Annotated in this window: 21 protein-coding genes; 10 read left to right on the top strand and 11 right to left on the bottom strand. The window is 68.6% G+C overall.

Going from position 1 to position 23,267, the window contains the following annotated elements:
* The first annotated feature begins 92 nt into the window (after positions 1-92).
* On the top strand, positions 93-2,480 hold the full coding sequence (locus HPA02_RS05505) for a DNA polymerase II (protein ID WP_146802088.1): 2,388 nt from the start codon (positions 93-95) through the stop codon (positions 2,478-2,480).
* Positions 2,481-2,518: 38 nt separating this feature from the next.
* Here HPA02_RS05505 and yejK read toward each other — a convergent pair whose 3' ends face one another.
* From yejK to HPA02_RS05535, 7 genes are all read right to left on the bottom strand, one after another.
* Positions 2,519-3,502, bottom strand: coding sequence for a nucleoid-associated protein YejK (gene yejK / locus HPA02_RS05510; RefSeq protein ID WP_146802089.1), 984 nt, complete (start codon positions 3,500-3,502; stop codon positions 2,519-2,521).
* Positions 3,503-3,584: 82 nt separating this feature from the next.
* Positions 3,585-4,346: an ABC transporter permease gene (locus tag HPA02_RS05515; RefSeq protein ID WP_146802090.1), complete on the bottom strand. Its 762-nt coding sequence runs from the start codon at positions 4,344-4,346 to the stop codon at positions 3,585-3,587.
* Between the two features lie 72 nt (positions 4,347-4,418).
* Positions 4,419-5,393 (bottom strand): ABC transporter ATP-binding protein, encoded by a 975-nt coding sequence (locus HPA02_RS05520; protein ID WP_186809934.1) that lies wholly within the window; start codon positions 5,391-5,393, stop codon positions 4,419-4,421.
* A gap of 263 nt (positions 5,394-5,656) precedes the next feature.
* Positions 5,657-5,935, bottom strand: a complete 279-nt coding sequence (locus tag HPA02_RS05525) for a peptidylprolyl isomerase (RefSeq protein WP_146802091.1) — start codon at positions 5,933-5,935, stop codon at positions 5,657-5,659.
* 171 nt (positions 5,936-6,106) lie between these two features.
* Positions 6,107-6,745: a glutathione S-transferase family protein gene (locus HPA02_RS18335; RefSeq protein ID WP_222593974.1), complete on the bottom strand. Its 639-nt coding sequence runs from the start codon at positions 6,743-6,745 to the stop codon at positions 6,107-6,109.
* Positions 6,746-6,805: 60 nt separating this feature from the next.
* On the bottom strand, positions 6,806-7,486 hold the full coding sequence (locus HPA02_RS18340; RefSeq protein ID WP_222593975.1) for a helix-turn-helix transcriptional regulator: 681 nt from the start codon (positions 7,484-7,486) through the stop codon (positions 6,806-6,808).
* A gap of 110 nt (positions 7,487-7,596) precedes the next feature.
* A complete protein-coding gene (locus tag HPA02_RS05535) occupies positions 7,597-8,448 on the bottom strand; it encodes an SDR family oxidoreductase (RefSeq protein WP_146802092.1) in 852 nt (283 codons plus the stop codon).
* A 419-nt stretch (positions 8,449-8,867) separates the two neighbouring features.
* Here HPA02_RS05535 and HPA02_RS05540 point away from each other — a divergent pair, with 419 nt between their 5' ends.
* A complete protein-coding gene (locus HPA02_RS05540) occupies positions 8,868-9,659 on the top strand; it encodes a response regulator (protein ID WP_146802093.1) in 792 nt (263 codons plus the stop codon).
* Here the strand turns inward: HPA02_RS05540 and HPA02_RS05545 are convergent.
* A complete protein-coding gene (locus HPA02_RS05545) occupies positions 9,646-9,987 on the bottom strand; it encodes a YbjQ family protein (protein WP_146802094.1) in 342 nt (113 codons plus the stop codon). The genes HPA02_RS05540 and HPA02_RS05545 overlap by 14 nt on opposite strands.
* Before the next feature lie 320 nt (positions 9,988-10,307).
* Between HPA02_RS05545 and HPA02_RS05550 the strand changes: the two genes are divergently transcribed.
* The 5 genes from HPA02_RS05550 (at position 10,308) to gntR (ending at position 15,262) form a co-directional block, all read left to right on the top strand.
* Entirely contained in the window at positions 10,308-11,387 is a 1,080-nt protein-coding gene (locus HPA02_RS05550) for a TRAP transporter substrate-binding protein (protein WP_146802095.1), read from the top strand.
* A gap of 164 nt (positions 11,388-11,551) precedes the next feature.
* Positions 11,552-12,121, top strand: coding sequence for a TRAP transporter small permease (locus HPA02_RS05555; RefSeq protein WP_146802096.1), 570 nt, complete (start codon positions 11,552-11,554; stop codon positions 12,119-12,121).
* 4 nt (positions 12,122-12,125) lie between these two features.
* Complete coding sequence (locus tag HPA02_RS05560) at positions 12,126-13,409, top strand: TRAP transporter large permease (RefSeq protein WP_146802097.1); 1,284 nt, start codon at positions 12,126-12,128, stop codon at positions 13,407-13,409.
* A 148-nt stretch (positions 13,410-13,557) separates the two neighbouring features.
* Complete coding sequence (locus tag HPA02_RS05565; protein ID WP_146802144.1) at positions 13,558-14,040, top strand: gluconokinase; 483 nt, start codon at positions 13,558-13,560, stop codon at positions 14,038-14,040.
* A gap of 226 nt (positions 14,041-14,266) precedes the next feature.
* Positions 14,267-15,262, top strand: coding sequence for a gluconate operon transcriptional repressor GntR (gene gntR / locus HPA02_RS05570; protein WP_146802145.1), 996 nt, complete (start codon positions 14,267-14,269; stop codon positions 15,260-15,262).
* A gap of 12 nt (positions 15,263-15,274) precedes the next feature.
* On the opposite strand, the gene HPA02_RS05575 is transcribed toward gntR, so the two are convergent.
* Positions 15,275-16,684, bottom strand: a complete 1,410-nt coding sequence (locus HPA02_RS05575; RefSeq protein WP_146802098.1) for an aminotransferase-like domain-containing protein — start codon at positions 16,682-16,684, stop codon at positions 15,275-15,277.
* Positions 16,685-16,792: 108 nt separating this feature from the next.
* On the opposite strand from HPA02_RS05575, the gene HPA02_RS05580 reads away from it, so the two are divergent.
* Entirely contained in the window at positions 16,793-17,395 is a 603-nt protein-coding gene (locus tag HPA02_RS05580; RefSeq protein WP_146802099.1) for a LysE family translocator, read from the top strand.
* 40 nt (positions 17,396-17,435) lie between these two features.
* On the opposite strand, the gene HPA02_RS05585 is transcribed toward HPA02_RS05580, so the two are convergent.
* Together HPA02_RS05585 and HPA02_RS05590 are read right to left on the bottom strand one after the other, a co-directional pair.
* Positions 17,436-18,998 carry a cation:proton antiporter domain-containing protein gene (locus tag HPA02_RS05585; RefSeq protein ID WP_232341058.1) on the bottom strand — a complete coding sequence of 521 codons (1,563 nt, stop codon included), beginning with the start codon at positions 18,996-18,998 and terminating at the stop codon, positions 17,436-17,438.
* A gap of 48 nt (positions 18,999-19,046) precedes the next feature.
* On the bottom strand, positions 19,047-19,499 hold the full coding sequence (locus tag HPA02_RS05590) for a potassium channel family protein (RefSeq protein WP_146802147.1): 453 nt from the start codon (positions 19,497-19,499) through the stop codon (positions 19,047-19,049).
* A 154-nt stretch (positions 19,500-19,653) separates the two neighbouring features.
* Between HPA02_RS05590 and HPA02_RS05595 the strand changes: the two genes are divergently transcribed.
* Positions 19,654-22,164, top strand: a complete 2,511-nt coding sequence (locus tag HPA02_RS05595; protein ID WP_146802100.1) for an ABC transporter substrate-binding protein — start codon at positions 19,654-19,656, stop codon at positions 22,162-22,164.
* A complete protein-coding gene (locus HPA02_RS05600) occupies positions 22,161-23,261 on the top strand; it encodes an ABC transporter permease (RefSeq protein WP_146802101.1) in 1,101 nt (366 codons plus the stop codon). The genes HPA02_RS05595 and HPA02_RS05600 overlap by 4 nt, the downstream gene beginning before the upstream one ends.
* The last annotated feature ends 6 nt before the right edge of the window (positions 23,262-23,267 follow it).

A 23,267-nucleotide genomic window follows, 5' to 3' on the forward strand; every position in this document is an offset into this window, starting at 1 on the left:
CCCGCCGCCCCTGCCATCGGCGGTCGCCGTTCAGAGCGTCGGCATGCCGATGGCGCTAGAATGGCCCGAGAGTCATGGCATAAGGGTGGGTAGTGATCACACGGCAGGGGTTTTTGCTGACGCGGCACTGGGAGGAGGGCGCGGCAGGCACGTGGGTAAGTTTCTGGCTGGCCACCGACGAGGGGCCCCTGAGGGTCACCCTGGCGCCCCGGCCCTCGGTGGCCTTCCTGCCCGCCGCGCAGCGCCACCTGGCCGAGCCCTTGTTGTCGAGCGTGCCGGCCGGCGAGGCCGAACTGTGCCCCCTTGAGCTTCGCGACTTCCAGCGGCGTCCGGTGCTCGGCCTCTATTGCCCGCAGTATCGCCGGCTGCTGCGCCTGGTGCGGCGCCTGCGCGAGGCCGGCATCGACTGCTACGAGGCCGATATCCGCCCCCCGGAACGCTACCTGATGGAGCGCTTTATCACCGCCCCGGTGGAAGTCACCGGCACCCCGGATGGCGAGGGCGGCCTGATCGATGCCCGGCTGCGCCCCGCCCCGGGCTATCGCCCGCCGCTTAGCATGGTGTCACTGGATATCGAGACCAGCGGCCGCGGCGAGCTCTACTCCATCGCCCTGGAGAGCGGTGCCGAGCGCCGGGTGCTGATGCTGGGGCCGGCCAATGGCGAGGACGGGGCGGCGCTCGACTTCGTCCTCGACTACTGCGCCAGTCGCGGCGAGCTGCTGGCGCGGCTCAATGCCTGGTTCGCCGAGCACGACCCCGACGTCATCATCGGCTGGAACCTGGTGCAGTTCGACCTGCGCCTCCTCCAGCAGCATGCCGAGGCCCTGGGTGTGCCGCTGCGCCTGGGGCGTGAGGGGACGGCACTGGAGTGGCGCGCTCATGGCAGCCAGGAGAACTACCACTTCGTCGCTGCCCCCGGGCGGCTGATCGTCGATGGCATCGAGGCCCTGCGCGGTGCCACCTGGCAGTTCGCTTCCTTCAGCCTGGAGCATGTGGCCCGGACCCTGCTCGGCGAGGGCAAGGCCGTCGATAATCCCTACCAGCGCCTCGCCGAGATCGAGCGGCGTTTCGCCGAGGACAAGCCGGCGCTGGCCCGCTACAACCTCAAGGATTGCGAGCTGGTCACGCGGATCTTCGAGACGACCGAGCTGCTGGCCTTCCTGCTCGAGCGGGCCAGCGTCACCGGGCTCCCCGCCGATCGCAGCGGCGGCTCGGTGGCCGCCTTTACTCACCTCTACCTGCCGGCCATGCACCGCCTGGGGTATGTGGCCCCCAACCTGGGCGAGGGGCAGGCGGCGGAGAGCCCCGGCGGTTTCGTCATGGACTCCCGACCCGGCCTCTACGACTCGGTACTGGTGCTCGACTTCAAGAGCCTCTATCCGTCGATCATCCGTACCTTCTTGATCGACCCGGTGGGGCTGATCGCCGCCGAGGACGAACCCGATGCCGTGCCCGGCTACCTGGAGGGGCGCTTCTCGCGGCGCCAGCATGCCCTGCCGGCCATCGTCGAACGGGTCTGGGCCGGCCGCGAGGCCGCCAAGGCCACCGGCAATGCGCCGCTCTCTCAGGCCCTGAAGATCATCATGAACAGCTTCTACGGAGTACTGGGTTCCAAGGGCTGTCGTTTCTTCGATGCCCGCCTGGCCTCGTCGATCACCCGCCGCGGCCATGCCATCATGCATCGCACCCGGGAGCTGATCGAGGCCGAGGGCTATACGGTGATCTACGGCGATACCGACTCCACCTTCGTATGGCTGGGGCGGGCCCGCGAGGAGGCCGAGGCAGCGGCCATCGGCCGGCGCCTGGTGGCCCAGGTCAACGGCTGGTGGCGCCGGCACCTGGACGAGGAGCTGGGCCTGGAGAGCGCCCTGGAGCTGCAGTTCGAGACCCACTACCGGCGCTTCTTGATGCCCACCATTCGCGGCGCCGAGGCGGGCAGCAAGAAGCGCTACGCCGGCCTGGTGCGCGACGCCGCGGGGCAGGCGCGGGTGGTCTTCAAGGGCATGGAGACGGTGCGCAGTGACTGGACGCCGCTGGCCCAGGCGTTCCAGCGCGAACTCTACCGCCGCGTCTTCACCGGCGAGCCCTACCGAGACTATGTGCGCGAGGTGGTCACTCACACCATCCGAGACTGCGTGGCGCGGCTAGAGGCGGGGGAGGAGGACGATCGGCTGGTCTATCGCAAGCGGTTGCGCCGGCGCCTCGACGACTACCGGCGCAATGTGCCGCCCCAGGTGCGCGCGGCGCGGTTGGCCGATGCGCATAACGCCCGCCTGGGCCGGCCACCCCAGTACCGGAACGGCGGCTGGATCCGCTATGTGATCACCACCGCCGGCCCCGAGCCCCTGGAGGCGCGGCACTCGCCCATCGATATCGACCATTACCTGAGCCGCCAGCTCAAGCCGGTGGCGGACGCCATCCTGCCCTTCGTCGGCGACGACTTCGACGCCCTGATCGACCGTCAGCTGGGGCTGTTCTAAAAGTGGCCTGATCGACCGCCAGCCGGGGCTGTTCTAAATCAGCGCTGCTTGAGCTGTTCCTTGAGCTGCTTGGGGACCTGCTTGATGATCAGCCGGTCGCTGGTCTCGTCGTATTCCACGCTGGAGCCCAGCAGGTGGGAGTCGAAGCTGATCGAGACGCCGCCGGCACGGCCGGTGAAGCGACGGAACTGGTTGAGGGCCTTCTTGTCGGGCGGGATCTCCGGGGAGAGGCCGTAGTCCAGGTGGCGGATATGCTCGTAGAAGGCCTTGGAATCGTGGTCGTCGACCACCTCGGAGAGGGCCTCCAGGGTGATCGATTCGCCGCGGCGCGCCTGGTCGCTGGCGTAGTCGAGCAGCGCCTCGGTCTTCTCCCGGGCCTGGTCGTCGGCGAGGTCCTCCTGCTCCACGTAGTCGCTGAAGGCCTTGAGCAGGGTACGGGTCTCGCCGCCGGCGTCGATGCCTTCCTCGGCGCCGAGCAGTTCGGCGAAGGCCTCGGCGAACTTCTTGCCGCCGCGGTCGCGGAGCCAGGAGAGGTACTGCTTGGAAGGCGTCTCGGCGCGCCACTGGTGGATATCGAGGCGCGCCGCCAGCGATAGCTGGGCCAGGTTGAGCTGATTGGCGGCGACGATGGCGCCGTGCTCGTCGATGCCCCAGCCCTCGCGATGATGCAGCAGTGCCAGGCTGAGGTACTCGGCGTCGCCGTGGCGGTAGTGGGCCAGCAGCAGGTGACCGCCCACCGAGAGGTGCTCGCCGAGCATCTCGGTCAGCCGCTGGGCCAGCTCGCGGCTGACGCTGACGAAGTCCGTCTCGCCGTCCAGGTAGGCGCCCAGGGAGGTCGCCATGCGACTGCCGGCGCCGAAGTGGCCCCAGGCCTTGGTCTTGCCGTGATAGGCGCTGTTGACCCCGGCCAGCAGCTCGTCCAGGGCCGGCGAGGGCGCGGCCTCGGCCTCTGCGGCCACCAGCCGGGCCGGCTGCTCTCCCGCCAGATCGATGCGATGGATGATGCTGTGGAGTATCGGCATGGAGCCCCCCGGTGACGAAAGCGAGATCACGAAAGCGAGGGGGCGATCATACCCGCCGCAGGCCCCCGGTGGTACCGGGTGATCAGGGCTTGAGCCGATAGCCGCTCTTGAAGATCCAGCCCACCAGGCCGATGCCGATGACCAGGAAGACACCGATCATTCCCAGGCTGGCGGCGAGGCTGACGTCGCCGATGCCGTAGAAGCTCCAGCGGAAGCCGCTGACCAGGTAGACCACCGGGTTGAAGAGGGTCACCGCCTGCCAGAAGGGCGGCAGCATCTCCAGCGCGTAGAAGGTGCCGCCGAGGAAGGTCAGCGGGGTGATGATCAGCAACGGCACCAGCTGCAGCTGCTCGAAGCCATCCGCCCAGATGCCGATGATAAAGCCGAGCAGGCTGAAGGTGACGGCGGTTAGCACCAGGAAGAACAGCATCCACAGCGGGTGGGCGATCTCCAGCGGCACGAAGAGGCTGGCGGTGGCCAGGGCGATCAGCCCCAGGGCCACCGCCTTGGTGGCCGCCGCCCCCACATAGCCGATGACGATCTCGGCGTAGGAGACCGGCGCCGAGAGCAGCTCGTAGATGGCGCCGGAGAAGCGCGGGAAGAAGATCCCGAAGGAGGCGGTGGCCACGCTCTGGGTCAGCAGCATCAGCATGATCAGCCCGGGCACGATAAAGGCGCCATAGCTGACGCCCGCCACCTCGCTGATGCGGGTGCCGATGGCGGCGCCGAAGACCACGAAGTAGAGCGATGTGGAGATCACCGGCGAGACGATGCTCTGCAGCATGGTGCGCTTGGTTCTGGCGAGTTCGGCCAGGTAGAGGGTGCGTACGGCCTTGAGGTTCATAAGTCGGGTCCTGTGTGCGAGGCATCCATGTCGGCCGGGTTGGGCCGGGTAACGGGGGCGTCCGAGCCGGTATCAGGGCTCCTTGACCAGACTGACGAAGATCTCCTCCAGGGAGCTCTGGCGGGTATGCAGGTCGCTGTAGCGGACGCCGGCCTCGCGCAGGGCGCCGAGCAGCTCGGCGATCCCCGAGCCTTCGCCGTTCCCCGCGCTGCTGTCGTAGCGATAGATCAGCGCCTGGCCGTCCTCGCTCAGCGTCAGGTGGTAGGGCGCCAGGGCCTCGGGCACCGACGCCAGAGGCGCCTTGAGCTGCAGGGTCAGCTCCTTGCGGCCCAGTTGGCGCATCAGCGCCTGCTTCTCCTTGACCAGCACCAGCTCGCCGCGGCGGATCACCCCGATGCGGTCGGCCATCTCCTCGGCTTCCTCGATGTAATGGGTGGTGAGGATGATGGTGACGCCTTCGTCGCGCAGGTCGCGGACGATCTGCCACATCTCGCGACGCAGCTCCACGTCGACCCCGGCGGTGGGCTCGTCGAGGAACAGCACCTGGGGCTGGTGTGAGAGGGCCTTGGCGATCAGCACCCGGCGCTTCATGCCGCCGGAGAGGGCCATCAGGCGATTGTTGCGCTTGTCCCATAGGGTCAGGGCGCGCAGGATGCGCTCCAGGTAGGCGTCGTCCCGGGGCTTGCCGAACAGCCCGCGGCTGAAGCGCACCGTGTCCCATACCGTGGAGAAGGCCTCACCGGTCAGCTCCTGGGGCACCAGACCGATCAACTCCCGGGCCGCCCGATAGTCGCCGACGTTGTCATGCCCATCCACGGTGACCGTGCCGCCGCTGGCGTTGACCAGGCCACAGATGATGCTGATTAGCGTCGTCTTGCCGGCGCCGTTGGGGCCCAGCAGGGCGAAGATTTCGCCGCGATTGATGGTCAGGCTCACTTCCTTGAGGGCCTGGAAACCGCCGCGATAGGTCTTGGAAACTCCGTCGATGCGGATCATGGGCGTGCCCAGGGCGGCCTGAATAGGACTTGGCGCGAAGGCGGTGGTCATGGGCGCTCCTTACCCGGGGCGGCCTGGATAGGACTTGGCGCGAAGGCGGTGGTCATGGGCGCTCCTTACCCGGGGCGGCATGGATAGGGCTTGGCGCGAAGGCGGTGGTCATGGGCTGTCCTTATCAGCGGGCCGGGTCGTTGTGGGGCTACGTCACTCGAGGCGGGCGGTGCGGCCGAGTTTTCGACCTCTCCAATGACGAAGGCCGCGGCGACTCGCCGCGGCCTTCTCGGTGGCGCCAAGGCGCCGCTCACCCGGGGCGATCAGCTGCGGCTGGTGACTTCCAGCAGATGGTAACCGAACTGGGTCTTCACCGGGCCCAGCACGGTGTTGAGCTCGCCGGAGAACACCACCTTGTCGAATTCCGGCACCATCTGGCCGGGACCGAAGGCGCCCAGGTCGCCGCCCTGGCGGCCGGACGGACAGCTGGAGTGCTCGCGAGCCACCTCGGCGAAGTCGCGGCCGCCTTCGATCTCGGCCTTGAGGGCCAGACACTTCTCTTCACTCTCTACCAGAATATGACGCGCGGTTGCCCTGGCCATAATACACTCCTCGATGGATGGCTATCGGGCCGGCCAGACGGCCAGCCGGTTTCTCGGCCGAGGATAGCATGCCCGGCGCGGGTGGGGCAGCCAGGGAGGCATCGACACGGCCGGGTCGGGTTCCCGAGCCGGCCGTGTCGATGCGTCGACGCTGTTCGAGCGCCCGGCCGGTCAGGCCTCGGCGCCGGGCAGCGGGTACTCGGCCATCGCCGCTTCGATCTGCGCCATGCTGCGGCGCTGCGCGGGCCGCTGCTCCAGTGCCTGCCAGTAGCGCTCGAACTCGGGGCGCCGGTCGATGGTGCCGAACTGCATGCCCCAGCCGAGATGGGAACCCACATAAACGTCCGCCGCCGAGAAGCGCTCACCGGCGATATAGTGCCGCCCCCGAACCGCGTCGGCCAGCACGTCCAGCACCGTCTCGAGGCGCCCACAGCCCAGCTGCATTTCCTGGTCGGCGCTCATCTCCACCTGGCAAGCCTTCAGTCCCAGGGCGGCCTCGAGGGGCCCGGCGACGAACAACAGCCAGCGGTAGTAGTCGCCCCGCTCGGCCGGCGGAGGGGCCAGGCCGGCCTCGGGAAAGGCGTCGGCCAGATAGGCGCAGATCGCCGCCGCCTCGGTGACCACCACCTCGCCATGCCGAATGGCCGGCACCTTGCCCATCGGGTTGATGGCCAGGTAGTCGGGCGCCTTCATCGAGGTGCCGTATTGTAAATATTCCACTCGGTAGGGCACCCCGATCTCTTCCAGCATCCAGTGCGCGATGCCGCCACGCGAGTAGGGGTTGGTGTAGAGGGTAATCGTCCGTTCCATGTCGCACTCCTAATGTCCGTTGGGGTGCCTCAGCATAATCGAGCAGGCTGACAGCTTTTGTCAGCAGTCTTGGAGGGTCGCCAGCCATTCCCGACGCAAGACATGGCGTCGACGGGGATAGTGCTCCGCCAGGGGCGTCGCCGATTCGATCCGGTCGGCACGGAAATGCCGATATGCCCGACGCAGCTCACACCAGGCGGCCAGGATCCGGCTCGACTCGAAGAAGGTCAGGCTCACCGGCCAGATGAGCCGCGTCGACGCCTGGCCGGCTTCATCGTGGTAGTCGATCCGCAGCTTGCGCTCCTCACGAATGGCCTGGCGCAGGACGCTTAGCGCGACCGCCTGGGGTTTCTCCCAGCCGGGACCCACCAGCAAGGCCTGGTCTTCCAGGTGCGCATGGAGGGCGCGTGGCAGCACCGCCGAGACCTTCGCCAGAGCCTCGGCCGCGGCGGCGGCCAACTCATCGTCGGCTCGGCGCTCGACCCAGGTCAGTCCCAGGGCCAGGGCCTCCACCTCGTCGGCGGAAAACATCAAGGGGGGCAGCAGGAAATCCGGTCGGAGCACATAGCCCAGGCCGGGCTCACCGTCGATCTGGGCACCGATCGCCTTGAGGTCGGCGATGTCGCGGTACAGGGTGCGCAGGGACACGCCCAGTTGCTCCGCCAGCAGCTGGCCGCTCACGGGGCGCCGATGGTGGCGCAGCAACTGCATCAGATCGAATAGCCGGGTCGTGCGCGACATGGTGATCTAGGCTCCATTCGCCAGGAGAGGTAGTGCGGCACCTTAGCCGGTTCGCCCGGCTTTCGAAACTGGCCAGGCCATGAGGAGCCCTGCGTGCGCCAATGCCAGCGTCACCGCCGTTCGTCGCGGGTGGCGCGCAGCAGGACCCGGTCCATGCCGCGGCTGCCGAGCAGGCGCTTGAGGCAGGCAAAGAGGTGGGTCGGCAGGGTCACCGCATAGCGGGCCCGGGGGCGGGGGCTCTCCAGGGCATGCACCAGCTTGGCGATCACCGCCTCGGGGCCCAGGGTGAAGGGCGCCTTGCCTGCCTGGCTGGCCAGGCGCGCCTCCACATGGCGATAGGTCTCGGCATGGGCGCTGTGCCGGGTGTCGATGCGGGCCCGGAAGGCGCGGTGGGCGCTCTCCCGGAAGCGGCTGCTGATGGGGCCGGGCTGGATCAGGCTGACCTGGATGCCGCTGCCGGTGAGCTCCTGGCGCAGGGTATCGGTGAGGCCCTCCAGGGCGAACTTGGAGCAGACATAGGCGCCACGATAGGGCAGGGCGGCGAAGCCTAGCACCGAGCTGTTCTGCACGATGCGCCCATGCCCCTGGGCGCGCATCGCGGGAAGCACCCGGCAGGTCAGCTCATGGGTGCCCAGCAGGTTGGTCTCCAGTTGGGCGCGCAGGGTCGCCCGGCTGAGGTCCTCCACCGCCCCGGGTTGCCCATAGGCACCGTTGTTGAAGAGGGCATCGAGGCGCCCGTCGGTACGCTCCAGTACCTCTTGTACCGCGGCGGCGATGCTGTCGCTGTCGTCCAGGTCCAGGCGCAGGGCCTCCAGGCCCTCCGCCTCGAGTCGGGCCACGTCGTCCGCACGGCGCGCCGTGGCGAAGACCCGCCAACAGCGGGCGCTCAGGGCATGGGCGGCGGCATGACCGATGCCGCTGGAGCAGCCGGTGATCAGGATGGTGCGTGGCGAATCGGACACCCGGGTTCTCCCCTGACAAAAGCCGCACTGTGGCGCTTTCGTTCCCTCGGGGCAAGGCCGGGAGCGGGTGCCCCGTGATAGGAGATAGAGGTTACCGATGGACGGGGGCCGATCTACCCACAGCGAGAAGAGGACGTGTCGCCCATGCCCCAGGCCATGCGCCCCGGGTTGGTCGGTATCAGCTCGCGAGGGCAGTTGAGGAGGCCGCCGTCGGGTCCGATCACCATCGCCCTGGAGGTGGGCGGCGTTGTCGCGCAGCACGGCATGCGGCTCTGCGGACAACGGGGACGTCACGCCCCTGTCGCTCGATACGCCCCGGCCTGGGGGGAATGGGCTAGTGTGAAGGAAGGGGGCCGGGAGCCGCGTGGCGGTGCCCTCGAGGCCCGACGAATGGCGCCAGGGCGCCAGGGCAGGAGAACATGGAACCGCATCGCTTCGCCGAGTCGGCCCTCGGCTTCACCCGCAGCCCGCTGGGCATCATCGCGCTCTTTATCGTCCTGGTCTACGGCTTCGCCTCCCTGGTGGTCGGGCTCGGCAGCAACCTCGCCGAGCGGGTGGTGCCGCTGATCTATTTCATGGTCGGCTTCCCGGTGCTGGTCTTCTTCGGTTTCCTGTGGCTGGTCGCCCGACACCACAACAAGCTCTATGGTCCCGCCGATTTCGAGGACGAGGAGAACTTTCTTCGCGCCCAGGTGGCCACCGCCGCCTCCCTGGCGGCGGCCTCGATCAAGCATCCGGGGGACGAGGCCGACGCCGGCGAGAGCCAGGTGAACACGATCGTCGAGACCCTGTCGATGATGCCCCGCGGGCGGATGGAGCCCTGGCGCCAGCGCCTGCTATGGGTCGACGACCACCCGGAAAACAATATCTTCGAGCGTCGGGCCTTCGCCGCCCAGGGCATCGATGTGGTGCTGGCACGCTCCACCGACGAGGCCCTGAGGCTGCTGGAATCGCGGCGCTACGCGGTGATCATCTCCGACATGGGGCGGCGCGAAGGGCCGCGGGAGGGCTATGCACTGCTCGAACGCTTGCGCGCCCGCGGCGATACCACACCCTTTCTGATCTATGCCGGCTCGAATCGCCTCGAGCACAAGCAGGAGGCGCACCGGCGTGGCGCCCAGGGCTCCACCAATCGGGTCGAGGAGCTGTTTCGCCTGGTGATGGAGGCCCTGTGCCGCGATCGCGATGTGCCCGGCCCTAGGCCTTGCTGACGCGCACCGCGGTACCGGTGGCCACCAGGAAAAGCATCGACTTGCCGCCGCCGGAGATCTCGCTGTAATCGAGGTCGACGGCGATCACCGCATTGGCGCCCAGGGATTCCGCTTCCCGGCGCAGCTCGTCCAGGCAGGCCACCCGCGCGTCCCGCAGCGCCGCCTGGGACGACTTGTTGCGTCCGCCGAAGAAGTCGCGGAAGCCGGCGAACAGGTCCTTGAAGACGTTCATGCCGAAGACGCACTCCGCCGAGACGATATCGAGGTGCTCGACGACGCGGTAGCCTTCGAGGTGGGAGGAGGTGGTGAGCAGTAGGCGTTCAGACATGCGACTTCCTTTTCCGAGGTGACGGGGCCCGGCGCCTGGCCGGGACGAAATGCAAGGTACATTCGATCCTAGCCCAGCTTCCCCCGGCTGTAATCCTGCCCATGGGGATTAGACCATGGTCTAGGTCCCGTTTTTCGCTCATTCGTTGACACCCCGTTGTCCTGGCGACTAGGCTCAATGGCGAAAGTTACCGGTAACATTCGGCTCGATATGGAGAGCTCGTTGCATAAGTCTCGTTACCAGAGACCCGTTACCCAGATCCCGAATGCCGCCACGTCGGCGGTATCGACCAACAACAACGCCGATCACGGAGTCACGCCATGACACCTCGTTGGAGCCACGCCGCCGCCCTGACCGGGGCCGCCATCCTCTCCCTTGGCATCGCCCAGGCCCAGTCCCCCGAGCTCTCCGCGCCCCCCGCCATCGACGGTGAGGTGGTGGGAGACCACGGCAGCCATACCATCCGCATGGGCTTCGGCCTCTCGGAGGGCTCGCCCCAGTACCTCTCCAGCCGCTACTTCGCCGATATCCTCGAGCAGCGCAGCGAGGGCCGCCTGACGGTGCAGATCTTCCCCAACAGCCAACTGGGGGACGATGTGCAGATGATGGAGATGCTGCAGACCGGCACCCTGGACATGACCTATCCCTCCAGCTCGGCGGCCACCTCCTATGTCTCCGAGCTGGCGGTCTTCGACCTGCCCTTCCTGCTGCCTAGCCGCGAGGCGGCCATCGAGGTGCTGCAGAGCGAGGCCGCCCAATCGATGCTGGACGCCTTCGAGGGCAGCGGCATCAAGGCCCTGGCCTTCTCCGAGAATGGCTATCGCCAGCTCTCCAACAGCGCCCGCCCGGTGGCCAGCCCCGAGGACGTGGCCGGCCTGGACGTGCGCGGCCTGACCGTGCGCACCATGGAGAACCCGGTGCACCTGGCGATCTGGGAGGCGCTGGGCGCCAACCCCACGCCGATGGCCTTCGGCGAGCTCTTCTCGGCCATGGAGCAGGGCGTGGTGGACGGCCAGGAGAACCCCTGGAGCACCATCCTCACCTCCAACTTCCACGAGGTGCAGGACTATGGCTCCGAGACCCGCCACGTCTACACCCCCTTCGTGATGATGATGTCGGAGCGCACCTGGGATCGCCTGGATCCCGAGTACCAGGCCCTGGTGCAGGAGGCGGCCCGCCAGTCGGCGGCCTACGAGATCCAGATCAGCGCCGAGTATGACGACTGGGCCCGCGACCAGCTCGAGGCACGCGGCATGCAGATCACCCGCCTGGACGACGCCCAGATCGCCGCCTTCCAGGAGGCCGTGCAGCCGGTCTATGAAGAGTGGGCGCCGGAGATCGGCGAAGAGCTAATCACCGAGATCCAGCAGATCGCCGCCTCCGTCGCCGACGACCAATAAGACCGGTCTATGAGGAGTGGGGCCCGCAGATCGGCGAAGAGCTGATCACCGAGATCCAGCGGATCGCCGCCTCCGTCGCCGACGACGAGTAACTTCCCCCTTACCCCGATGTTCGATCCGGCGGGGCCCTCGGCGGCCCCGCCACTCGCCTCAGGAGTCCCGCGATGGACACCCAAGCCACCCCCGATCCCCACGCCTATGTGGAGGATCCCAACCGCCGCCCCCTGGAGCTGGACATCGAACAGCGCCGCGGCCCGGCGCCGTTCCGCTGGCTCACCGTGATCATGGAACAGCTGATCGCGGCCCTGCTGGTGGCGCTGATCCTGGCGGTCTCCGCCAATGTGGTGGGCCGTTCCCTGTTCAATCACGCCCTGCCCTGGGCCGACGAGCTGGCCCGCATGCTGTTTATCTGGCTGGTCTTCGTCGGCGCCGCGGCGGCCTTCGCCCGCTTCGAGCATATCGCCGTGGACTTCCTGGTACGCCGCCTGCCGCCCCGCGGGGCCTACCTGCTTTATCTGCTCCAGCACCTGATCATCGCCGCCCTGATGGGGGTGATCCTGTGGGGCGGGGCGCTGGTGGTCAGCCGCTCCACGGCCCGCACCGCCCTGCTCGGGGTGCCCTGGAACCTGATCAACGCCTCGCTGATCGTCTGCGCGCTCTTTATCGGCGCGGTGGCCCTGTGGCGCGCCTGGCAGAGCCTGGTGCGCCTCCTTTCCCCCACTTCCGGGAGCTGATGTCATGTTGTGGATCTTCCTGGCGATCCTCTTCGCCTCCATCGCCCTGGGCCTGCCCATCGCCTTCGGGCTCGGGGTGGCGGCCGTGGTCATGGCCGTGCTCTCCGATATTCCCCTGTCGATCCTGATCGAGCAGTCGATCCGCGGGGTCAACAGCTTCCCGCTGCTGGCGATCCCCTTCTTTATCCTGGTGGGGGAGGTGATGAGCGCCGGCGGCATCGCCCGTCGCCTGATGGACCTGGCCGGCGCCCTGGTGGGCTTTATCCGCGGCGGCCTGGGTCAGGTGGCGATCACCGGCTCGATGTTTTTCGGCGGCATCAGCGGCTCGGCGGTGGCGGATACCGCCGCCACCGGGGCGATGATGATCCCCTCCATGACCCGCCAGGGCTATACGGCGCCCCAGGCCACCGCCATCAACACCGTCTCCTCGGTGATCGGCATCATCATCCCGCCGTCGATCCCGCTGATCCTCTACGGCATCGTCACCGAGACCTCCATCAGTCGGCTGTTTATCGCCGGCATCGTGCCGGGGCTACTGATCGGCCTGGCCTTGATGGTCACCACCTTTATCATGGCCAGCCTCGAGCACGCCGGGCAGACCCGCAAGTTCCGCCTGGCGCCGCTGTGGCAGGCCTTCAAGGCCGCCTGGCTGGCCCTGGTGCTGCCGGTGATCGTGGTCGGCGGCATCATCGCCGGGGTCTTCACCGCCACCGAGGCGGCGGTGGCGGCGCTGCTCTACTCGCTGTTTATCTCGGTGGTTTGTTACCGGGAGATCCGTCTCGGCGACCTCTGGGGCATGTGCATCCGCACCGCGCGGCTCACCGGCATGGTGATGCTGCTGCTGGCCTTCGCCACCGTGATCGCCTGGTTCCTGACCATCAATCTGGTGCCCCAGACCCTGGTGCAGCAGGTCCAGGCGATTACTCAGGAGCCCTTCCTGTTGCTGCTGATCGTGGCGGCGCTGCTGCTGCTGATCGGCTTGGTGATGGACCTTACTCCGGCCATGGTGATCATGGCGCCGATGCTGGCCCCCATCGTCACCTCGGTGGGCGTCGATCCCGCCTACTTCGGGGTGCTGATGGCCTTTATCCTCGGCATCGGCCTGCTGACCCCGCCGGTGGGCACCTGCCTCTATGTGGGCTGTGGCGTGGGCAAGGTCTCCATGGAGTCCCTGGTCAAGGCGATGCTGCCCTATTACGCGGCCCTGCTGGTGATGCTGCTGGTGCTGGTGGCCTTCCCCGGCCTGGTCACCTGGCTGCCCGACCTGACCGCCGTGCGCGGCAACTAAGACGAGGGATGATCATGACGGCTTCTTGCCCTATCCAGGCCCCCTGGCTGCCTGCTCTGGCCACCCCGACCGCCGTGCGCGGCAACTAAGACGAGGAGCAAGCGTGACTCAGGCTTCCCCCCCCACGGCTTCCTACCGCATCCTGGTGATGGGCGTCTCCGGCTCGGGCAAGTCCCATGTCGGGCGCCTGTTGGCGCGGCGCCTCGGCGCCGATTTTATCGACGGCGATGATCACCATAGCGCCGCCAACGTGGCCAAGATGGCCCGCGGCATCCCGCTCACCGACGACGACCGACGCGGCTGGCTCGATACCCTGGCGGGGCGCTTCGCCGACTACCGCCGCCGCGACGCCTCGGTGGTGATCGCCTGCTCGGCGCTCAAGGCGCGCTATCGCGGGCGCCTGCGCCGCGGCGATCCCGAACTGCGCATTCTCTACCTGGGCGGCGAACGGGCCTTGCTGCGCGAGCGCCTCGGCTCCCGCCGGGGGCACTTCTTCAAGGGCGACGCCATGCTCGCCAGCCAACTCGCCGACCTGGAACCGCCGGGGCCGGACGAGGCTCGGGTGGCGAATATCGCCGAGTCCCCCGAGGCCATTGTCGAGGCCTTTGTCGCGGCGCTGGGGCAGGGGTAGTGCCATTGGAACGGCATAGGGGCGCTGGGGGTAGGCCGGAGCAAAGCGTCTTTTTCAGGGACGAAAAAGTCGAGCGTCCAAGGATGGATTCACAGCGTCTTTGCGAAGTGCCTACCCACAGGTTAGCCCCGTGCTCCAATGGCCCTGTCAAAGCGCGGGAGAGGCATGATTTACCCGGGCAACTCCGCTAAGGTGTTGATCTGATTTCAGCGACGGGCGAGCCATGGTGAAGAAGAAGCGTCCCACCCTCCAGGATATCGCCGACCGGGTCGGCGCCACCAAGATGACCGTGAGCCGTTGCCTGCGCGACCCGGCCACGGTCTCGGAGGGGCTTCGCCAGCGCATCTTCGAGGTGGCCGAAGAGCTCGGCTATATCCCCAACCGGGCCCCGGACATCCTCTCCAAGGCGCGCAGCCACGCCATCGGCGTGCTGGTGCCCTCCTTGACCAACCAGGTGTTCGCCGAGGTGATCGTCGGCATCGAGGAGGTCACCGAGCCGGCGGGCTACCACCTGATGCTCTCCCACTACGGCTACGACCAGGCCCTGGAGGAGCGCAGCCTGGCCTCACTGCTCTCCTATAACGTCGACGGGGTGATCCTCTCCGACAGCCAGCACAGCCCGCGCAGCCTGCGCATGCTCGAGACCGCCGGCATCCCCACGGTGGAGATCATGGACAGCCGCACCCCGCCGCTGCACCAGGCGGTGGGCTACGACAACGTGGAAGCATCGCGGGCCATGGTGGAGGCGATGATCGCCCGGGGCCGACGCCAGGTGGTCTACCTGGCGGTACGCCTGGATGCCCGCACCCGCCAGCGCGGCGAAGGCTACGCGGCGGCCATGGCGGCCCATGGCCTGACGCCGCTGACCCTGCAGAGTAGCCAGCGCTCCTCCTACAGTGTCGGCGCCGAGCTGATGGGCGAGGTGCTGGACAAGTACCCGCAGACCGACGGCCTCTTCTGCACCAACGATGACGTGGCCCTCGGCGCCTACTTCGAGTGCCTGCGCCGCGGCATCCCGGTGCCGCAGCGCATCGCCATCGCCGGCTTCCACGGCCACGACGTCGGTCAGGTGATGGCGCCGCCCCTGGCCAGCGTCATCACCCCGCGCCGGGCCATCGGCGAACGCGCCGCCCGAGAACTGCTGCACCGCCTGGACGGCCGCCCCATCGGCGAACCCACCATCGACCTAGGCTATCGTCTCGCCTTCGGCGGCACCCTCTAAATCCCCCGGGCGTTATAGCGTCTCCCAAGGCAGCGGCGGCGGCGACTCCAGGGCCTCGCGCACCAGGCCTAGGGCCCGCTCGAGCTGGTCGCGGCCGGCGGCGGCGCTGAGGCACAAACGCAGCGCCTGGGGCGCCGGCTCGCTGCCCACGCAGAAGGGCTCGGCGCTGGTCAGCTTGAGGCCGCGTTGGATCAGCGTCGCCTGCAGGGCGGCGCCGCGCAGGCCATTGGGCAGCGGCAGCCAGAGGTTCGAGCCATGGGGCCGCCCCGCCACCGGGAACCCGGCCAGGCGCTCACGGGCCAGGGCCTGGCGGGCCCCCAGTTCCTCGGTCTGCCAGGCCAGCAGGCGCTCGGCGTCCTCGCTTGCCACCCAGCGGCACACCGCTTCCACCATCAACGGCGGCACCATCCAGCTCTGGGCGCGCAGGGTGGCGCCGAGGCGCTCGCCCAGGGCCTCCGGCACGCAGAGGGTGCCGATGCGCAGGCCGCCGGCCAGCACCTTGGACGTACTGAAGATAAACAGGGTGCGCTCCGGGGCCAGGGTCAGCAGCGGGGTACCGCGTTCCGTGTCGGGCAGGTACTGAACCCCATCCTCGACGATCCAGAAGTCGTGGCGACGCGCCAGCGCGGCCAGGTGCTCGCGGCGCGGCTCGCTCAGCGGGCGGCCGGTGGGGTTGTTCTGGTCCGGGGTCACGTAGACCAGCCGCGGCGGTTGCTGGGCGCAGAGCCTGGCCAGGGCCTGGGTGTCCATGCCGTCCTCGTCCAGGGGCACCCCCAGCAGCTTGAGGTGGGCCTGCTGGCAGGCGGCGATCAGCCCGGGGTAGGTGAGGGTATCGGCGGCGACGCGCTCGCCGGGGCGAGTCAGGGCGCGCAGCGCCAGGTCGATGCCATGCTGGCCGCCCTGTGTCACCAGCAACCGCCGCGGGTCGGCGTCGATGCCCAGCAGGCGTTGCAGCCAGGCCGCCAACTGACGGCGATGGGCCGGTACGCCGCGCTCCGACTGGTACTCCACGGCGCGCCGCAGCACCGCCTCGTCGCCGGCCAGCTCGCCCAGCAGGCGGCCCAGGGTGCCGGCGCGCAGCGGATGGGGCGGCGGCAGGCTCATGCTCAGGTCGATGAGGCCGCTATCCAGCGACTCGTCTTCCGGCGGAACGGCCAGGAAGGGTGGGGTGGCCGGGGCCTCGGCATCGCACACATAGGTACCGCTGCCGACCCGGGCGGTGACCCAGCCCTGGCGCTCGGCCTCGGCATAGGCGCGGGTCACGGTGCCCACCGTGACGCCCAGGGCGTCGGCCAGGCGCCGCTGGGGCGGCAGGCGCTGCCCCGGGGCCAGCTCGCCGGATTCGATGGCCCGGGCGATGGCCTCGCCGATGGCGCGGTAGCGGGGCCCTTCCGAAGGGAGAGAGGGAGTCCATATTGTCACGGTGACAATAAAACCTTTGACGAGGAAATTGTGCCCATTATGCTGAATTTAGGCGCGAATGTCGCGCTTCATTGCCCAATAATCGCATAATTGTATGGATGCAATATTATGGAAGCCTTGGCAGTCCTGGGCCCGGCGGCCCTCTATATGATCTCCATGACCATCACCCCCGGCCCCAACAACGTGATGCTCACCGCTTCCGGGGCCAACTACGGCTTCCTGCGCACCCTGCCGCATATCTTCGGCATCCTGGGGGGCTGTTTCCTGCTCTTCGCCGGTATCGCCCTAGGCCTGGGGCTGCTCTTCGAGCGTTTCCCCCTGGTGCAGACCGCGCTGCGGCTGATCGGCAGCGCCTACCTGCTCTACCTGGCCTGGCGCATCGCCAGCGCGCCGCCCCCGGACCTGCGCCGCCGCGGCGAGGGGCGCCCGCTGACCTTCTGGCAGGCCTCGGCCTTCCAGTTCGCCAATCCCAAGGCCTGGGTGATGGGCCTGGCGCTGATGGCGGGTTTCCTCCCCGAGGACGGTGACACCTGGCTCAATGCCCTGCTGCTGGCGGCCTTCGCCGAGCTGGTGGCGCTGCCCTGCATCGCGGTCTGGGCGGGCTTCGGCACCGCCATCGGCCGCTGGCTCGACAGCCCCCGGGCCTGGCGGGTCTTCAATGCCCTGATGGGGGCGCTGACCGCCGCCTGCGTGCTGTTTATCCTGGGCTAAGGGCGCCTTGCCCCTGAGGGAGGGCGCCTGGGCCGGCGGCTCAGGCCCTCCCCGGGTGAAAGGCCTCCCAGGTCTTCTCCGCCAGGCCGATGCCGGCGCCGGTCATGGTCAGGTAGGTCTCGTTGGCGCCGGCCTCGCGCAGGGTCTCCGCCTCGTCGTCATAGAGCGTATTGGCGACGATGGGGCCGCCGAAGCCCAGGCGCCGCAACTGGCGCGCCGCCATGATCTTGCCCTCCATCTCCGGCATGGCCAGGATCACCGCCTTGATGCGGCTGATATCGATGGCGTGCCAGAAGCCGATATCCTCGGCGTCGGCATAGACCACCCGGCGCCCCGCCTGCTGATGCTTGCTGACCTTGTTGGGGTCGGCGTCCAGACCCACCACCCGGGCACGGCGCTCGGCGAGGAAATCGTAGGCGGCGCTGCCGGTACGCCCCATGCCCATGATCAGCAGGTCCGAACGCCCCAGGGAGACCGGTTGCTCGTCGGGGTGCTTGGTCTGACTCTCGAAGCGCCGGAGGAACCCCTCCAGGCGATCGAAGAGCGGGTGGGCCAGGCGATTCAGGGGCGCGGCCACCACGAAGGAGACCGCCACCGTGATGGCCAGGGGCACCAGCCACTCCTCGAGCACGCCGGCGGCGACGATCAGTCCGAATTCGCTGTAGCAGGTGAGGCTCAGCGCGCCGAGGAAGGCATTGCGGGCGCGCAGCCGGAACAGGGTCAGCAGGAAGAAGAACACCAGCCCCTTGAGGGGCAGCGCCAGGCCCATCACCAGGGCGAAGGTGAGCGCCTCGGCGTCGGGCAGGCCGGCCATGCCGATCTGCAGGAAGAAGCCGATCAGCAGGATCTCCTTGATGCCCCACAGGGCCTGGGAGAGCTCCTGGGCGCGGGGATGCTCGGCCAGCAGTACGCCCATGATCAGGGCGCCCAGCTCGGGGCTCAGCCCCACCAGTTCGAAGCCCAGGCCGCCCAGGGCCACCGCCAGGATCATACCCATCAGCACCAGCAGCTCCTCGTGGCCGGCCACGTCCATCAGCCAGTAGAGCAGCGGCTTGAGCAGCGGCAGGGCGAAGACCCCCAGCGCCCAGGGCGAGGGCGTATGGCCACCGGCCAGGCTGAGCACCGCCAGGGCGATCAGGTCCTGGATGATCAGGATGCCGATGGCCACTCGGCCATGGAAGGCGCGCAGCTCACGCTTGGACTCCAGCACCTTGGCCGCCAGCACCGTGCTGGAGAAGGCCAGGGCCACCCCCAGCATCAGGGCGGTCTGTCGATCGAGCTGGGTCAGCGCCAGGATGCCTAGGGCGAAGACGCCGGTGGTGAAGACGAAGTGCAGCAGGGCGCCGCCCAGCACCACCGGCTGCAACAGGCTCTTGATCTTGAGCTTGAGGCCCACGGTGAACAGCAACAGCAGGACCCCCATATGCGCCACGTGCTCCAGTACCGGACCGGCCTCATCGGGCAGGCCCAGGCCGGGACCATAGGCGTTGAGGGCGAAGCCGGCGGCCAGGAAGCCGACCAGCGGCGGCAGGCCGATCTGGCGCACCAGCATGCCGAACACGAAGGCGAAGGAGAGGGGAAGAACTTCGATCAAGGCACTCATGGGATCATCATTGTCTGCGAAAAGGGGGGGGGCGGCGGCGGTGCCGCCCTAGCGGCGATGGCGATCTTTTTCCTCGAGGCGCCAGTGTTTCTGCATTTCGAGGAAGGTGAAGGAGGCGGACCAGGTGATCAGCATGAAACCGGTCAGCGCCTCGCTGCCGTAGAGGAAGCGGATCGGGCCCAGCGGGATGATATCGCCATAGCCCAGGGTGGTGTAGGTGACCGCCGACATGAACACATAGTCGAGCATCACGAAACCGTCGTAGCCGACGATGGTGCCGATGCCCTGGTCCTCCACCAGCCACCAGGCGGTCAGGCCGAACAGCCAGATCTCCGCCACATGGGTCAGCAGCAGCCCGAACACCAACAGCAGAATACGCCCGCGATGTGACAGATGTGAGCGCTCGATCAGGCGCGTTAGGGCCACGAAGGCTTCATAGTGCAGCAACACCGCCACGATCACCGCACCCAGGGTGATGATGGCGACGTTGTAGTGTGCCATGTCCAGCAAGGGCCACTCTCCCGGCAAGCAGCAGTCGACGAGGGGCGCCAGTCTAGCACGGCAGCCCGGCTCGATAGGCGCCGCCATCCCAACGTTGAATTCGCCGCTCGCGGAAGGCGCTAAGGTGGAAGCGAGGCCGAGCGGGGAGGCGCCGATGAATCGATGGGCGGTCGTGGTAGGGGTGGTCATGCTGGCGGTGGTGGGGCTGGCGCTGCTGCCGGCCTCCCGGGCGCCCCTGTCGACGGGCGTCCCGTCGACACCCGAGGCCCTGGCCGAGCGTCGCGGTGCCCTGATCGATCGCCTGGTGTTCACCCAGGAGAGCGACCCGGGGCGGGTCACCGGCCTGCTCGAGACCGGCAGCCATCAGGCCTTCGTGCAGGGCATCGGCAGCATCCCCGTCTACCGCCGCCTGCGCGATGCCCCGGGGGCCGACTATGACCTCTCCTATGGCTCCTCGGTGGAGCTGACCCTCAACCCGGTGGGGCCGACCTTCCGCGACGGCCGCCTCAATCCTTTCCATGTGCCGGCCATCCGCGAGGCCCTGCACCAGTTGGTGGATCGCGACTATATCGCCGAGGAGCTCTACGGCGGCCTGGCGGTGCCGCGCTGGCTGCCGATCAGCACCGCCTTTCCCGACTACGCCCGCCTGGCCGAGACCGCCCGCGCCCTGGAGCTGCGCTATGCCTATGACCCGGCGGCGGCCGAGGCCACCATCGCCCGGGAGATGCGCGCCCTCGGCGCCACCCGCGAGGCGGGTCGCTGGCACCATCGGGGCGAGCCGGTGACCCTGATCCTGCTGATTCGCAACGACGACGAGCGGCGCCGGGTGGGGGACTACCTGGCCAACCAGCTGGAGGATATCGGCTTCGCCGTGGAGCGCCGCTACCGCAACGCCGAGGAGGCCTCGCGGCTATGGATCGCCGGTGATCCCGCCGCCGGCCAGTGGCACCTCTACACCGGCGGCTGGATCTCCATCGTCATCCAGCGCGATCAGGCCCAGAACTTCAGCGACTTCTTCACCCCCCGGGGGCGCGCCGAGCCGCTCTGGCAGGCCTATGCGCCGAGCCCCGAGCTCGATGCCCTGGCCGAGCGCCTGGAACGCCGCGACTACGCCGACTGGGACGAGCGCCAGGCGTTGATGGCCCGGGCCCTGGAACTGGCCATGCAGGACTCGGTGCGACTCTGGCTGGTGGATCGCCTCAGCGTCTCGGCCCGGGCCAGTAACGTCTCGGTGGCCGCGGACCTGGCCGGTGGCCTGGCCGGCTCGGCGCTGTGGCCCTATACCCTGCGCTACGAGGAGCGCCTGGGCGGCGAGATGGTCTTCGGCACACCGGGACTGCTCACCGAGCCCTGGAACCCCATCGCCGGCAGCAACTGGATCTTCGATCGCATGATCACCCGGGCCCTGGCCGACCCACCGCTGCTGCCCGACCCCTATACCGGCCTCTATCGTCCCCAGCGCCTCGAGCATGCCGAGGTGACGGTGGCCGAGGGCGTCACCCTGACCCGCAGCCTCGACTGGCTGAGCCTGGAGCGTCAGGCACGCATCGTCGTCCCCGAGGACGCCTGGCTGGGCTGGGATGCCGGCGAGGGACGCCTGATCACGGTGGGCGAGGCGCATCCCGAGGGGCCGCTCACCGCCCGCACCCGGGTGCGCCTCCACTATGAGGACGGCTACCTGGCCCAGCACTGGCATGATGGCTCGCGGCGCTCGGTGGCCGATCTGCTGCTGCCCTGGATCCTCGCCTTCGAGCGCGCCGACGAGGCGAGTCCGCTATTCGACGCCGCCCACCAGCCCACCTTCGAGGCCTATCGTCAGCACTTCCGCGGCTGGCGCATCCTGAGTACCGAACCGCTGATCATCGAGGCCTACAGCGATCAGGGCTTCCCCGACGCCGAGACCCTGGTGGCGGCCCGGGCGCCTCAGCCGCTGCCCTGGCACACCCTGGCCCTGGGCATCCTGGCCGAGCGGCGCGGCGAGCTGGCCTTCTCCTCCCACCAGGCGGATCGCCGTGGCATCGACTGGCTCAACCTGGTGGCCGGCCCCAGCCTGGCGATCCTCGAGCGCTACCTGGCCGAGGCCCGGGGGCGACACTACCTGCCCTTCGCCGCGGCCCTCTCGCCCTGGGTCGAGGAGGCGGAAATCGCCGCCCGCTATGCCGCCCTCGACGCCTGGGTGGCGTCCCGCGGTCACTACTGGGTCGGCGACGGCCCCTTCGAGCTGGCGGCGGTCTACCCCCTGGAGGGCAGCCTGGTGCTGGAACGCTTCGAGGACTTCCCCGACCCGGCCAACGAATGGCTGTCGCTGAGTCAGGCGGCGTTGCCGGAATTGACCACTCGGGGCCCCCTGGTGGTGCACGCCGGCGACTCGGCCGAGGTGCGCCTGAGCGTGACCCGGCAGGGCGAGCCCTACCCGGCGGCGGCCATCGATGCCATCCGCTACCTGCTCTTCGATGGGCAGGGACGGCTCGCCGGGCGCGGCGAGCCGCGGCCCCTGGGGGAAGGCGAATGGGGGCTGACCCTAGACGCCGAGCGCCTCGCCGCCCTAGGCGCCGGCGCCCATCGCCTGGAATTCATCCTCACCAGCCAGCGGGTGGCCCTGCCCGGCTTCGCCAGCCATCTCTTCGCTACCCTGCCGGCGACAGCCCCGGAGGCCAGCCCATGATGCCGCGTCGTTCCTGGGGCCGTGACCTGAGGTACCTGGCCCTCTACCTGGTCAAGCGCCTGCTGGCGCTGCTGGTCACGGTGCTGATCGGCGTCTACCTGACCATCGTGGTGGCCAATATGGGCGGCCAGGTGGACGAGCTGCGTCGGGTGCAGATCCGCAGCGAGGCCTTCGAGCAGGTGCGCGCCGACCCCGCCTTCCAGGAGATGGCCAGCGCCGAGCGCAACGCCCTGGTGGAACGCCGGGTGGCCCTGGAGGTCGAGCGGTTGCGTCTCGACGAGCCCTTCGTACTGCGCAGCGTCGACTACCTGCAGCGGGCCATGCGCCTCGACCTGGGGCGCGCCGAGCAGATGCACAGCGACGCCGGCTCGCGGCGGGTCAGCGATATCATCGTCGAGCGCCTGCCGGCGACCCTGCTGCTGTTCGGCACCGCCAACCTGCTGGTGTTCTTCGTCGCGGTGGGCAGCGCCCTATGGCTGTCGCGGCGCTACGGCGGTCGCGTCGATCGCCTGGTCATCGCCCTGGCCCCCAGCTCGGCGGCGCCGGGCTGGTTCTACGGCATCTTCCTGATCCTCGCCTTCGCCTTCCTGGTGCCGCTGCTGCCGCCGGGGGGCATGGTAGCAGCGCCGCCGCCGCAGGGGCTGGCCTATGCGATCAGCCTGGCGCGGCATATGCTGCTGCCGGTGGCGGCCATGGTGCTGTCGTCGATCTTCGTCTCCATCTACGCCTGGCGCACCTTCTTCCTGATCCATGCCAGCGAGGACTACGTGGAGATGGCCCGGGCCAAGGGACTGCCGTCGCGGCTGATCGAGCGCCGCTATATCCTGCGCCCGACCCTGGCGCCGATCATCACCAACTTCCTGCTGATGCTGATCGGCCTGTGGAGCGGCGCCATCATCCTCGAGCAGGTCTTCAACTGGCCGGGGCTGGGCTCGCTGCTGTTCCAGGCCATCGGCTTCCGCGATACCCCGGTGATCATCGGCGGGGTGGTGATCTTCGCCTACCTGCTGGCGGTGACCGTGCTGCTGCTGGACCTGCTCTATGCGCTGCTCGACCCCCGGGTGCGGATCCTCGGCGAGGGGAGGGGGGGCGCATGAGCTGGG

Origin of the sequence: Bisbaumannia pacifica (assembly GCF_007989625.1) — a bacterium.
Lineage (GTDB): Bacteria > Pseudomonadota > Gammaproteobacteria > Pseudomonadales > Halomonadaceae > Bisbaumannia > Bisbaumannia pacifica.

Excerpts from the sequence above, each read along its gene's own strand:
- yejK (WP_146802089.1), bottom strand. The coding sequence starts at position 3,502 with ATGCCGATACTCCACAGCATCATCCATCGCATCGATCTGGCGGGAGAG.
- HPA02_RS05515 (WP_146802090.1), bottom strand. The coding sequence starts at position 4,346 with ATGAACCTCAAGGCCGTACGCACCCTCTACCTGGCCGAACTCGCCAGA.
- HPA02_RS05520 (WP_186809934.1), bottom strand. The coding sequence starts at position 5,393 with ATGACCACCGCCTTCGCGCCAAGTCCTATTCAGGCCGCCCTGGGCACG.
- HPA02_RS05525 (WP_146802091.1), bottom strand. The coding sequence starts at position 5,935 with ATGGCCAGGGCAACCGCGCGTCATATTCTGGTAGAGAGTGAAGAGAAG.
- HPA02_RS18335 (WP_222593974.1), bottom strand. The coding sequence starts at position 6,745 with ATGGAACGGACGATTACCCTCTACACCAACCCCTACTCGCGTGGCGGC.
- HPA02_RS18340 (WP_222593975.1), bottom strand. The coding sequence starts at position 7,486 with ATGTCGCGCACGACCCGGCTATTCGATCTGATGCAGTTGCTGCGCCAC.
- HPA02_RS05540 (WP_146802093.1), top strand. The coding sequence starts at position 8,868 with ATGGAACCGCATCGCTTCGCCGAGTCGGCCCTCGGCTTCACCCGCAGC.
- HPA02_RS05545 (WP_146802094.1), bottom strand. The coding sequence starts at position 9,987 with ATGTCTGAACGCCTACTGCTCACCACCTCCTCCCACCTCGAAGGCTAC.
- HPA02_RS05550 (WP_146802095.1), top strand. The coding sequence starts at position 10,308 with ATGACACCTCGTTGGAGCCACGCCGCCGCCCTGACCGGGGCCGCCATC.
- HPA02_RS05555 (WP_146802096.1), top strand. The coding sequence starts at position 11,552 with ATGGACACCCAAGCCACCCCCGATCCCCACGCCTATGTGGAGGATCCC.
- HPA02_RS05560 (WP_146802097.1), top strand. The coding sequence starts at position 12,126 with ATGTTGTGGATCTTCCTGGCGATCCTCTTCGCCTCCATCGCCCTGGGC.
- HPA02_RS05565 (WP_146802144.1), top strand. The coding sequence starts at position 13,558 with ATGGGCGTCTCCGGCTCGGGCAAGTCCCATGTCGGGCGCCTGTTGGCG.
- HPA02_RS05580 (WP_146802099.1), top strand. The coding sequence starts at position 16,793 with ATGGAAGCCTTGGCAGTCCTGGGCCCGGCGGCCCTCTATATGATCTCC.
- HPA02_RS05585 (WP_232341058.1), bottom strand. The coding sequence starts at position 18,998 with ATGAGTGCCTTGATCGAAGTTCTTCCCCTCTCCTTCGCCTTCGTGTTC.
- HPA02_RS05590 (WP_146802147.1), bottom strand. The coding sequence starts at position 19,499 with ATGGCACACTACAACGTCGCCATCATCACCCTGGGTGCGGTGATCGTG.
- HPA02_RS05595 (WP_146802100.1), top strand. The coding sequence starts at position 19,654 with ATGAATCGATGGGCGGTCGTGGTAGGGGTGGTCATGCTGGCGGTGGTG.
- HPA02_RS05600 (WP_146802101.1), top strand. The coding sequence starts at position 22,161 with ATGATGCCGCGTCGTTCCTGGGGCCGTGACCTGAGGTACCTGGCCCTC.